The organism is Rahnella woolbedingensis (assembly GCF_003602095.1).
Classification (GTDB): domain Bacteria; phylum Pseudomonadota; class Gammaproteobacteria; order Enterobacterales; family Enterobacteriaceae; genus Rahnella; species Rahnella woolbedingensis.
In genome coordinates, this window is sequence record NZ_RAHH01000002.1 from 48,402 (window position 1) to 61,244 (window position 12,843).

Below are 12,843 nucleotides of genomic sequence, written 5' to 3' on the forward strand. Positions count from 1 at the left end.
TATGCGCCGTGTGGTGATAGTGCTGCTGGGAACATTGAGTCTGTCTGCGATGGCCGCGTCAGGCTCATGGTCTGACACCCGCCACGGCGTCACGCTACAAAATCGTGGTGTGATGATGTCATCGGCGGCGCTGGCAGCGACAAATTCCGCACCGGTCAGGCAGCGGACTTCAGCGACCATCACCAGCATCAGCTGGAAGTACGAACTGCTCGGCGCAAGACCGGCGGGATTGCAGGTGCAATTGTGCAATACGCACAATCACTGCGTCGCGCTGGACGCCGAAGGCGGAATGACGAAATCTTTTTATGGTCAGGTCGCGATTTCTCCGCTGAGATTCGTGTATTTCGTGCCCGGTGCGGGCGCGCTGAATACGCCACTGCGGGTGGTCAGTAATCAGGTGATTGTGAACTATCAGTAACCCAGGACGCAGTAACGCAGGGCGCATTTCGGTGCGCTGTCGTAACTTCCCCATTTCTCTGCTGTACTCTCTTAATCTATTTTCCTGAAATACATAGCGTTATTTCATGGTTCTGGCGGTGCCGCCGACACTCTACACTCGAAAAAATAGCCTTTTCACCTGTGGAGTATGACCTCAATGAACGTCCGTGTTCCTTCCCTGTTATTTTTGCTCATGATGGCAGTCACCCGAGTGGACGCCGCCACACCCGCCGATACGCTGGTAGTGGCCGGTTCACTCGAAGGTATTATCAGCCTGGATCCGGCTGAAAGTTTTGAAACGGTCAGTTCCGGCAATCTGGTGAATCTGTATCAGCAACTGGTGGTTTCTGACCGTCAGCATCCTGATAAATTGGATCCCGATGCGGCCGCCAGCTGGCAGCCGGGGCCGGACGGTCATAGCCTGATTTTCACCCTCAAACCCGGCCAGAAATTTGCCAGCGGGAATCCTCTGACCGCAGACGACGTCATTTACTCTTTTACCCGCGTGGTGAAACTCAATAAAAGCCCGTCATTTATTTTGGGGGAACTGGGCTGGACGCCGGAAAACGTCGACGGCAACCTGAAAAAACTGAGCGATGATAAGGTGCAGCTTAGCTGGCCTGCGGATATCGGCAGCGGCTTAGTACTGAGCATCTTATCCGCGCCGGTCGCCGGAATAGTTGACAGCAAACTGCTGAAAGAACATGTCGAACAGAACGATTTCGGCAACAGCTGGCTGCGTTCGCGCTCGGCAGGCAGCGGTGCGTTTGAGGTGCGCAATTATGTGGCGCATGAAGCCTTAATCTTTAAACGTAATCAGAACGCCAGACCTTTAGCCAAGCTGGAAAACGTGTTGTTTAAAAACGTCGGTGACCCGTCCACCCGCCGGTTGCTGGTGCTCAATGGTGATGCTGACGTGGCGTATGATCTCGGTGCCGACCAGTTCAGCTCGCTGCAAAAAGAGAAAGGCGTGCATGTCGCGCAGTTCCCGGCGGCGAAAGTGTTCTATCTGGCGTTTAACGTCGGCGATACCACACAACCGGCGCTGGCGAATCCGGCATTATGGGAAGCGGCACGCTGGCTGGTGGATTATCAGGGGATTTCGACTGACCTGCTCAAAGGCCAGTACGGCATTCATCAGACCTTCCTGCCTGACGGTCTGGCCGGTGCGATTGACGACCAGCCTTTCAAATATGATGTGGCGAAGGCCAAAGCCATTCTCAGCAAAGGGGGGATCGCCCCGGGCACTAAAATTGATTTAATCGTCATTAACCAGCCGCCATATTCTGATATCGCGCAGGCATTACAGGCCAGTTTTGCCAAAGCCGACATCAATTTAGTGGTGCATCCGCTGGTAGAAAGCGATGTGCTGACCCGTATGCGGGCGCACAAATTCCAGTCCATCTTTACCTACTGGGGCGCGGATTATCTGGATCCGAATACCAACGCCAGCACCTTTGCGTATAACGTGCCGAATGGACCGAAAACGCTGGCTCAGCGTATTCAGTGGAATATTCCCGACATCAGCAAACAGACACGTGCCGCTGCCGCAGAATCCGATCCGGTAAAACGCAAAGCGCTGTATGCCGATTTACAACGTGAGCTGCAAAAAAGCTCGCCATTCGTGGTGGCGTTGCAAAGCAAATTGCTGGTGGCAATTCGTGACAACGTAAAAGGCGCGAGCCAGAACGTGGCGGGAAGTCAGCTGTATCTTGATACGGTGAGCAAGGAATAAACCTCCGGTCAGTTCCCGACGGGTTCCAGACATTAATACACACAGGGAGGACATGGGTCCTCCCTCTTTATTGCGTGATTTCCGCTACTATTACCTCACCGCAATATCACTAAGACTCTCATGCACATTTCATCTGAAGAGCAGAAAACGTCATCGAAAGGACAGAAAACGGGCGCGCTGTGTTTTGCGGCGGGCGGGCTGATTTATTTGCTGGCGGAAAAAATCAGCGCATCGGGCTGGCGCAGTCCGGCCTATTCCTACCTGCATAATTACATCAGCGATTTGGGCATCGCGTCCTGTGGTGCAACGCCTGACGGCAGGGATATTTGTTCGCCCCTGCACAATGTGATGAACGCCGGTTTTGCGGCAGAAGGCGTGCTGTTTTTTCTGGCCTGCTGGTTATTACGTCCGGTTTTTAAAGGGCAGGGAGAACGTGCGTTTGTCTTTTTCGGGCTGCTGCATGGTAGCGGCGGCGTGATGATTGCTGCTTTTCACAGCGGGGGAGGAACAGGCGGAATAACGGTTCATCAGACCGGCGCCGTGCTGGCGATTGCGGGCGGGAATCTGTGCTTACTGTCGGCGGGATGGATAAAACGTCAGCACGATGGCTGGCGGGGATTTTCGCTGCTGAGTCTGATCCTGGGCAGCCTCGGGCTGATCAGCATGGTCACTATTTCGTTCGATGTTTTACCGGTCGGAATCATCGAGCGTCTTTCAGTCTACACCATCACCGGCTGGCAAATCGGCACCGGACTATGGCTCAGAATGCAGACCCGGACCTAAAGAAACGTGTTACTTGCGCAACAGTCAGCGCAAGGAACACGTGGGGTTTTCCTGAAGTTTTACCAGTGGTTAACCGATGGTCATCAGGCTCGCATTTCCGCCTGCCGCCGCAGTGTTGACGCTTAATGAGCGCTCATGCAGCAGACGCTCGAGCAGAATGTTATCCTCACCGCGCGCAAAACCCTGCACCGAGATAATCGCGCCGGAACGCTGGGCAATGGTCTGACACAGTTCGCGCAGCTGATCGGCATCACCGTGATAAATCACCGCATCGAATACCGGTTCTGCATTCTGCCAGTCCTGGGTGAAATCCACGCGCTCCTGCACGGCTTTTGGCAGCAGGTTGAACAGGTCACGCTGCAATGGCGCTTCCGGCCACATAATGCGGCAACCGGTGGCGGTGACTGCCGCCAACTGGGTCAATGCATCGTCCTGATTATCGGCCAGCGCCAGAACACGTTCACGCGGGAGCAATGCGTAAGTGTTACGCTCGCCGGTCGGCCCCGGCAGGGTGCGCAATGTGCCGCCCTGGCTGGACTGAGCGAAACGCTCGCAAACTGCGACCAGCTCCTCACGATGTTTCTGTCCGGTAGCCCATTTTTGCAGCGCGCGGTGCGGTGCCAGCAGGGCTTCACGCACGGACGTATCCAGCGGCAGTTCACGGTCCTGACGCAGCAACGTTTGCTGCACGGCATCCTGCGGACGGCTGCTCAGCAGGCGATAAAGATACAGCGGGCCACCGGCTTTGGGTCCGGTCCCGGACAACCCTTCGCCACCGAACGGCTGGACGCCAACGACCGCGCCGACCATGTTGCGGTTCACGTACATATTGCCGACGTGCGCCTGCTGTGTGACACGATGAATGGTTTCATCGATGCGGGTATGAATCCCCAGCGTCAGGCCATATCCGGCTGCATTAATCTGACCGATCAGCTTATCCAGATCCTGACGGGCATAACGCACCACGTGCAACACCGGCCCGAAGATCTCTTTTTTCATCTCATCAAAGCTATCAAGTTCGATAAGCGTAGGTTTCACAAAGGTGCCGTGCGCCCATTCCTGCTGATCGGCAGTGAATTCCTGCGTCGCCTGATAAACGGTGCGACCTTTGGCGCGCATGTCATCGATGTGTTTTTCGATACCCGCTTTGGCTTCGGCGTCGATCACCGGCCCGATATCGGTACACAGGCGCTCAGGATTACCCATGCGACATTCCGCCATCGCACCGCGCAACATTTGCAGCGTGTGATCGGCGACGTCGTCCTGAATACACAGCACGCGCAGGGCGGAACAACGCTGACCGGCGCTGTCGAAAGCTGATGCGACCACATCGGTCACCACCTGTTCGGTCAGTGCGGAGGAATCAACAATCATCGCGTTCAGACCGCCGGTTTCTGCGATAAGCGGCGTCGGACGCCCTTGCGGATCCAGACGTCCGGCAATGTTACGTTGCAAAATTCCCGCGACATCCGTCGAGCCGGTAAACAGCACGCCACGCACGCGTTCGTCATTCACCAGTTGCGAACCGACGGTTTCACCCTGACCCGGCAGCAACTGCAATACGCCCGCCGGAACACCAGCTTCATGCAGAATACCCACGGCCAATGCCGCAATCAGCGGCGTCTGTTCCGCAGGTTTTGCCAGCACGCTGTTACCGGCGGCGAGGGCGGCCGCAATCTGACCGGTGAAAATGGCCAGCGGGAAGTTCCACGGGCTGATACACACCACCGGCCCGAGCGGACGGTGCGTGTCGTTGGCGAAATCTTCACGGATCTGACCGGCGTAATAATGCAGGAAGTCCACGGCTTCACGCACTTCGGCGATGGCGTTATTAAAGGTCTTTCCGGCTTCGCGCACCAGCACGCCGAGCAGGTTTTGCAACTGCGCTTCCATCAGTTCTGCACCACGTTGCAAGATTGCGGCGCGCTCTTCGGGAGGCGTCGCAAACCAGATAGCTCCGGCGGCGGCAGAAGCGTCCAGCGCACGGCTGATTTCTGCTTGTGTGGCTTCGCGGACATACCCGACGATATCGTTGCTCTGTGCCGGGTTAATCACCGGCAGGAACTCGCCTTCGTCAGTCTGAGCATCAATAATTGGCTGTGCTTTCACCGGATGGGTGGCGCTTTGCAGCAGGGCGCTGGAAAGGGAAGCCAGACGATGCTCGCTGGACATATCCAGACCGGAGGAATTCACGCGCTTGTCACCGTACAAATTACGCGGCAGGGCGATACGCGGATGCGGCAATCCGACCTGACCTTCGCTGGCGGCCAGCGCTTCGACAGCCAGAACCGGATCGGCAACCAGTTCTTCGATAGGCAGTGTGGCATCGGCGATACGGTTAACGAATGAGGTGTTGGCGCCGTTTTCCAGCAGGCGGCGGACCAGATATGCCAGCAGCGTTTCGTGGGTGCCGACCGGTGCATAAATACGGCAAGGGCGGTTCAGTTTGCCCTCGGAAATCTTGCCGACAACCTGCTCGTACAGTGGTTCACCCATGCCGTGCAGGCACTGGAACTCGTACTGACCCGGATAATAGTTATTGCCCGCCAGCTGATAAATAGCGGCCACGGTATGGGCGTTGTGTGTCGCGAACTGCGGGTAGATCAGGTTCGGCATCGCCAGCAGTTTGCGGGCGCACGCCAGATAAGACACGTCGGTGTAAACCTTGCGGGTATAAACCGGATAATCTTCCAGACCTTCCACCTGCGCGCGCTTGATTTCGCTGTCCCAGTACGCGCCTTTCACCAGACGGATCATCAGGCGACGGCGGCTGCGTTGCGCCAGATTAGTCAGGTAATCAATCACCATCGGGCAGCGCTTCTGGTAAGCCTGAATGACGAAACCGATGCCATTCCAGCCCGCCAGTTCCGGTTCGAAACAGAGTTTTTCCAGCAGGTCGAGAGAGATTTCCAGACGATCCGCTTCTTCGGCGTCAATGTTAATGCCGATATCATAACTGCGCGCCAGCAACGTCAGGGAAAGCAGGCGCGGGTATAACTCTTCCATCACACGTTCGTATTGCGCGCGGCTGTAACGCGGATGCAGGGCGGAAAGTTTGATGGAAATACCGGGGCCTTCATAAATCCCGCGACCGTTCGAGGCTTTGCCAATCGCGTTGATCGCCTGCTGATAAGACTGCAAATACGCCTGCGCGTCTTTTTCGGTCAGCGCCGCTTCACCCAGCATGTCGTAGGAATAGCGGAAACCTTTTTCTTCATGCTTACGGGCGTTCGCCAGCGCTTCTGCGATGGTTTCGCCGGTCACGAACTGTTCGCCCATCAGGCGCATCGCCATATCCACGCCTTTGCGGATCAGCGGCTCGCCACTTCTGCCGATAATGCGGTTCAGGGATTTCGACAGGCTGGCTTCGTTATGTGTCCCGACCAGTTTACCGGTGAACAGCAAACCCCAGGTGGCGGCATTGACGAACAATGAAGGACTGCGGCCGAGATGTGAATGCCAGTTACCGTTGCTGATTTTGTCGCGGATTAATGCGTCACGCGTGGGTTTATCAGGAATACGCAGCAGCGCTTCGGCCAGGCACATTAGCGCCACGCCTTCCTGCGAGGAAAGGGAGAACTCCTGCAACAGGCTTTGCACCATACCGGCGCGGCCATTTGCACTCTTCTGGTTACGCAGTTTAGTGGCGATATCGGCGGCCAGTTTCAGCGCAGCGTCGCCGAGCGGGGCAGGTAAACGAGCCTGTTCCAGCAGCATGGATACGGCTTCAGGTTCCGGGCGACGATAGGCGGCAGTAATAGCGGAACGGCTGACCGACTGCGGCAAAATCTGCTCGGCAAAATCAAGGAATGGCTGGTGCATTTCCTGAACCGCCGGTAACGCGGCATCTTCGCTTTCGCCAGCGGCAGCGCCGTTCAGCGCCGGAATTTCCGGCAACGCATCGCCGTTTTCCAGACGTTCCAGATAGGAAAAAATCGCCTGCTTAATCAGCCAGTGCGGCGTGCGGTCAATTTTATGCGCCGCCTCTTTTAGCCTGTCGCGTGTGCCTTCGTCCAGCTTCACGCCCATCGTTGTCATACCCATGCGCAACCACTCCATATGAAAAGGTTCAGGTGAGTTCATTAACTTTATAGCAAGCAATATCATCTATGTTGCAACCTTGTGCAACCTTGTTAATGCAGGAAGTATGCCTGATGTGATTTATTTGGCATTTTTAACAAACAGCGGCGCCTGAAAAAGCAATTTTTAGCCGATAACGCAATAGACAGAAGGGTTGCAGCGGGTGCAACTGACAGAGTTGCAACGTGCAACCCGGATACAAGATAACTGTGATGAAGCGTGAGTTTTAGGTATCAAAATTGTTAAAACAATTGAAAACTCATCACCGCTGGACCAGTATCCGGCACGACAGGTTTTTTGAACAATAACCAAACTATTGACGCTGACTATTGAAGCGCAAATATAAAAAACATGGAGAGTAATGCTGAAACTACAGCCGGTTTCAGCCATCATCTCGCCCCGGCAGGTTTTGACCGTCCTATAAGAGCAGGGCGTCAGGACAGACAGATGCCGGACAACATCGCAAATAAGAAGAAAGTGGAGAATAGAATGACAATGGGCACACCGATGCTGGTGACGTTTTGTGTTTATATTTTCGGGATGATTTTAATTGGGCTCATCGCGTATTTACGAACCAAAAACTTTGATGACTATATTCTGGGCGGACGCAGTTTAGGCAGCGTGGTGACGGCGCTTTCTGCCGGTGCTTCAGATATGAGCGGCTGGCTGCTAATGGGTTTACCGGGCGCGATTTTCATTTCCGGAATTTCCGAAAGCTGGATTGCGATTGGTCTGACGATCGGCGCTTACCTGAACTGGAAGCTGGTCGCGGGGCGGTTGCGTGTCCATACCGAAGCCAATAATAACGCGCTGACGCTACCGGATTACTTCACACATCGTTTTGAAGATTCCAGCAAACTGCTGCGTATTATCTCCGCGATTGTGATCCTGGTGTTCTTCACCATTTATTGTGCGTCCGGCATTGTCGCCGGTGCACGTCTGTTTGAAAGTACCTTTGGCATGACGTACCAGACCGCACTGTGGGCCGGTGCGGCAGCGACCATCCTCTATACCTTTATTGGCGGTTTCCTGGCGGTCAGCTGGACGGATACCGTGCAGGCCAGCCTGATGATTTTCGCCCTGATCCTCACGCCGGTGATCGTCATCCTCGCGGTCGGTGGCATTGATACCTCCATGATGGTGATCCACGCTAAGAATCCTGAATACACCGACATGTTTAAAGGCATGAATCTGGTGGCGATCTTGTCACTGCTGGGCTGGGGACTGGGGTATTTTGGTCAGCCACACATTCTGGCGCGTTTTATGGCGGCTGATTCCCATCACACCATCCGCAGCGCACGCCGGATCAGTATGACCTGGATGATTCTGTGTCTGGCAGGCACCATCGGGGTGGGCTTCTTCGGGATTGCGTACTTCAGCAATAATCCGGGCGAAGCAGGCAACGTGACGCAAAACGGGGAGCGCGTGTTCATTGAGCTGGCGAAAATCCTGTTCAATCCGTGGATTGCCGGTATTTTGCTGTCCGCCATTCTGGCGGCGGTGATGAGTACGCTAAGCTGTCAGCTGCTGGTGTGTTCGAGTGCGATAACGGAAGACTTGTACAAAGCGTTCCTGCGCAAAGGGGCAAGTCAGCGTGAGCTGGTGTGGATTGGTCGTCTGATGGTGCTGGTGGTGGCACTGGTGGCGATTGCGCTGGCGGCAAATCCTGAGAACCGCGTGCTGGGTCTGGTGAGTTACGCATGGGCTGGTTTCGGTGCGGCATTTGGTCCGGTTATCCTGATTTCGGTCATGTGGAAACGCATGACGCGCAACGGCGCGCTGGCAGGCATGATCGTCGGTGCGGTGACGGTTATCCTGTGGAAGCAATACGGCTGGACGGAACTGTACGAAATCATTCCGGGCTTTATCTTCGCCTCGCTGGCTATCTGGATTGTCAGCCTGATGGGACGCAAACCTTCTGCTGCGGTGGAAGAGCGCTTCATCAACGCAGAAGCGGAATATAATACCATCTGATAAACCTCTGTTCAGAGGTCGCACATTACGGGGTCTTCCTGACCCCGTTTTGCCACATTTCCCGACACGTTGCCCGCAAGTTTCTCGCCACAGAACGCTCCCGCCTGACTTTTCATGCGCATTTGCGCAGACATCTTCAAAAAAGAAACGGTTACCTCTTGTATTTCTTTTTGCAAGAATGATAATCACTATCGTTTCCTTTTACTTTTCTTTACAGAGACCTTACAGTTTTTGCCGATCAACGGGGTCAGGAGTTTGCGCTATGTTCGTTCCGTTTCTCATTATGTTTCGCGAAGGGCTGGAAGCGGCGCTGATTGTCAGCCTGATCGCCAGCTATCTAAAACGGACGCAACGCGGGCAGTGGCTCGGTGTGGTCTGGATTGGCGTGTTCGTCGCTGCGGCGTTATGTCTGGCGCTGGGGATTTTCATCAACGCCACTACCGGTGAATTTCCGCAAAAACAGCAGGAATTATTTGAGGGGATTGTCGCCGTGGTCGCGGTGTGCATTCTGACCTACATGGTGTTCTGGATGCGCAAAGTGTCCCGTTCAATCAAAGTGCATCTGGAAGGCGCGATTGATAATGCGCTGAATTCCGGACGCGGGCAGGGCTGGGCACTGGTGGCGATGGTGTTTTTTGCCGTCGCGCGTGAAGGCCTGGAATCGGTATTTTTCCTGCTGGCAGCCTTTCAGCAGGACGTGGGAATTGCAGCACCTGTTGGCGCAATGCTCGGGCTGGGCGCTGCCATCGTGCTGGGTTTCCTCATCTACTACGGCGGTGTGAAACTGCATCTGGCCAAATTCTTCAAATGGACCAGCCTGTTTATTCTGTTCGTTGCAGCCGGTCTGGCAGCGGGCGCTGCCCGCGCGTTTCACGAAGCGGGATTATGGAACGGTTTGCAGGATATCGCGTTTGATTTAAGCAATACGCTCTCCACGCATTCTCTGTTCGGCACCCTGCTGGAAGGGATGTTTGGTTATCAGGAAGCGCCAAGCGTCAGCGAAGTGCTGGTCTATTTCCTGTACCTGATCCCGGCGCTGTTCTTCTTCTTTATGCCTCAGGGGAAATCCTCTGTGGCTGGCGCGGCCTCTGCCGGGCAAAAAACACAACGTTAGTTGTTTAAAGTTAAGTGTTTGAAGTTAATTGTTTAAACCTGTTTATCACTTTGCCTTTGTCATGGAGTTGTACATGCCACATTTTCGCCGTAAAGCTTTACAGATTGCACTGCTGTCTCTGCCAGCTTTTGCGCTGAGCGCTAACGTACTGGCAGCCGACGTTCGTCAGGTCAAAATTACTGTGAACGATAAACAGTGTGAACCGATGGCGCTGAGCGTGCCGGCCGGTAAAACACAGTTTGTTATCCACAATGACAGCCAGAAAAACCTGGAATGGGAAATTCTGAAAGGCGTGATGGTGGTGGAAGAGCGTGAAAACGTCGCACCGGGCTTCACTCAGAAAATGACTGCCAATCTGGAGCCGGGCGAATATGACATGACCTGCGGCCTGCTGAGCAATCCGAAAGGCAAACTGACCGTGACCGCAGAAGGCGCGGCGGTTTCGGCTAAGCCGGACGCGATGGCGCTGGTCGGGCCGATTGCAGAATATAAAGTGTATGTTACACAGCAGGTTGCTGAACTGGTATCACACACCAAAGCCTTCACTGACGCGATTAAGAAAGGCGACCTGGCGAAAGCGCAGTCCCTTTACGCTTCGACCCGCGTTTATTACGAGCGCATCGAACCGATTGCTGAACTGTTCTCTGATCTCGACGGCAGCATCGATGCGCGTGAAGACGATTTCGAGAAAAAAGCGGAAGATCCGAACTTCACCGGTTTCCACCGTCTGGAGAAAATCCTCTTCGCCGATAAAACCACCCAAGGCGCGGAGCCTTTCGCTGACAAGCTTTACACCGACACGGTCGATCTGCAAAAACGCATCACTGACCTGACCTTCCCGCCAGGCAAAGTGGTCGGCGGCGCGGCAGGGCTTATCGAAGAAGTGGCAGCCAGCAAAATCAGCGGTGAAGAAGACCGTTACAGCCGCACAGACCTGTGGGATTTCCGCGCTAACCTCGACGGCGCACAGAAAATCGTTAACCTGCTGCGTCCGCTGTTGGAAAAAGCCGACAAACCGCTGCTGGATAAAATCGACGCAAACTTCAAAACGGTTGATACCCTGCTGGATAAATACAAAACCAAAGACGGTTATGAGAATTACGAAAAACTGTCCGATGCAGACCGTAACGCCATGAAAGGCCCGATCACCACGCTGGCCGAAGATCTGGCCAAACTGCGCGGTGTGTTAGGTTTAGATTGATAAGAACTCCTCCCCCTTCGCAGGGGGAGGAGCGTAATACTGAGGCATAGCAATGAGTCACAAAAACAATAATCAGGATGACGTTTCTTCTTCCCGTCGCAGCTTATTAAAAGGCGTGGGATTGTTAGGCGGGGCATTTGCCCTGGGCGGCGCAGCCACTGCGCAGGCTGAAAAAACACCCGGAGCAAAAAAAGAATACACGCCAGGCACCGTTTCCCCGGACGAACGCTGGGGCAAACAGCCGTATTATGGCGAACATCAGGCGGGCATTTTAACGCCACAACAGGCCTCGATGATGCTGGTGTCCTTTGACGTGCTGGCGACTCATAAAGCTGATCTGGAGCGTCTGTTCCGTCTGCTGGATTCCCGTTTTGCTTTTCTGACCACCGGCGGCACCCCGCCATCACTGGATCCGAAATTCCCGCCGATGGATTCCGGGGTTATGGGCGCAGAAATTTACCCCGACAACCTGACGATGACTCTCTCCGTTGGCGAATCCCTGTTTGATGAGCGCTTTGGTCTGGCACCGCACAAACCGCTGAAATTAAGCCGCATGACGCGTTTCCCGAATGATTCACTCGACGCGAAACTGTGTCACGGCGATCTGTCTCTGCAAATCTGCGCCAACAACAGCGACACCGTGGTTCACGCACTGCGTGACATTATTAAATACACGCCGGATTTGCTCAGTGTGCGCTGGCGTCGTGATGGTTTTATTTCTTCCCATGCCGCGCGCAGTCAGGGCAAAGAGACGCCGGTTAACCTGCTGGGCTTCAAAGACGGCACGGCCAATCCCGATTCCAAAGACAAACCGCTGATGGATAAAACCATCTGGGTGACGCCAGATCAGTCAGAACCGGCCTGGACAACAGGGGGCAGCTATCAGGTTACCCGACTGATCCCGTTCAAAGTGGAATTCTGGGATCGCACGCCGTTGCAGGAACAGCAATCCATTTTTGGCCGCCATAAAGCTACCGGCGCGCCACTGGGCATGGAAAAAGAACACGATGTGCCCGATTACACCAAAGATCCCGAAGGCAAAGTGATCCCGCTGGACGCGCATATCCGGCTGGCCAACCCGCGCACTAAAGAGACCGACGACAACCTGATGCTGCGACGGGGCTACAGCTATTCGCTGGGTGTGACGAATTCCGGACAACTGGAGATGGGACTTGTCTTTGTCTGCTATCAGCATGATCTGGAGAAAGGATTCCTGACGGTGCAAAAACGCCTGAACGGTGAAGCGCTGGAAGAATATATCCGGCCAAATGGCGGCGGTTTCTTCTTCACGCTGCCGGGGAATAAAGATGAAAGTCATTACCTCGGACAATCGTTAATCGAAGCCTGACATGACTCCTCCCCCTGCGAACGGGGGAGGAGCAAATCCAGAAATCCTTTTTACGCTTCGTTACGCAATTCACGACCTGTTAATACTCCGCTTCATCCATAAAAATCTCCGTAATGTCATGATGATAAATCGCGAAAATGATTTATCACGATGCCTGCCCTGAGATTGCT

At 54.5% G+C, this 12,843-nt stretch carries 8 protein-coding genes; 7 read left to right on the forward strand and 1 reads right to left on the reverse strand.

The annotated features are described in order from the left end of the window. Nucleotide 1 precedes the first annotated feature (1 nt). The 3 genes from D6C13_RS01460 (at nucleotide 2) to D6C13_RS01470 (ending at nucleotide 2,956) form a co-directional block, all read left to right on the forward strand. On the forward strand, nucleotides 2-418 hold the full coding sequence (locus D6C13_RS01460) for a flagellar protein FlhE (RefSeq protein WP_120131078.1): 417 nt from the start codon (nucleotides 2-4) through the stop codon (nucleotides 416-418). A 177-nt stretch (nucleotides 419-595) separates the two neighbouring features. After that, the gene (locus tag D6C13_RS01465) at nucleotides 596-2,173 is read left to right on the forward strand and encodes an ABC transporter substrate-binding protein (RefSeq protein WP_120131079.1); all 1,578 of its coding nucleotides are present in this window, start codon (nucleotides 596-598) and stop codon (nucleotides 2,171-2,173) included. 120 nt (nucleotides 2,174-2,293) lie between these two features. Continuing rightward, a complete protein-coding gene (locus tag D6C13_RS01470) occupies nucleotides 2,294-2,956 on the forward strand; it encodes a DUF998 domain-containing protein (RefSeq protein WP_120131080.1) in 663 nt (220 codons plus the stop codon). A 69-nt stretch (nucleotides 2,957-3,025) separates the two neighbouring features. Here D6C13_RS01470 and putA read toward each other — a convergent pair whose 3' ends face one another. Beyond that, complete coding sequence (gene putA, locus D6C13_RS01475; RefSeq protein ID WP_120131081.1) at nucleotides 3,026-7,000, reverse strand: trifunctional transcriptional regulator/proline dehydrogenase/L-glutamate gamma-semialdehyde dehydrogenase; 3,975 nt, start codon at nucleotides 6,998-7,000, stop codon at nucleotides 3,026-3,028. A gap of 525 nt (nucleotides 7,001-7,525) precedes the next feature. Here putA and putP point away from each other — a divergent pair. From putP to efeB, 4 genes are all read left to right on the forward strand, one after another. Then, nucleotides 7,526-9,010 carry a sodium/proline symporter PutP gene (gene putP, locus D6C13_RS01480; protein WP_120131082.1) on the forward strand — a complete coding sequence of 495 codons (1,485 nt, stop codon included), beginning with the start codon at nucleotides 7,526-7,528 and terminating at the stop codon, nucleotides 9,008-9,010. A gap of 262 nt (nucleotides 9,011-9,272) precedes the next feature. Continuing rightward, nucleotides 9,273-10,124, forward strand: a complete 852-nt coding sequence (gene efeU, locus D6C13_RS01485) for an iron uptake transporter permease EfeU (protein WP_120131083.1) — start codon at nucleotides 9,273-9,275, stop codon at nucleotides 10,122-10,124. Nucleotides 10,125-10,197: 73 nt separating this feature from the next. Beyond that, a complete protein-coding gene (efeO, locus tag D6C13_RS01490) occupies nucleotides 10,198-11,325 on the forward strand; it encodes an iron uptake system protein EfeO (RefSeq protein ID WP_167457967.1) in 1,128 nt (375 codons plus the stop codon). Nucleotides 11,326-11,377: 52 nt separating this feature from the next. Continuing rightward, nucleotides 11,378-12,673, forward strand: coding sequence for an iron uptake transporter deferrochelatase/peroxidase subunit (efeB, locus tag D6C13_RS01495; protein ID WP_120131084.1), 1,296 nt, complete (start codon nucleotides 11,378-11,380; stop codon nucleotides 12,671-12,673). Nucleotides 12,674-12,843 lie beyond the last annotated feature (170 nt).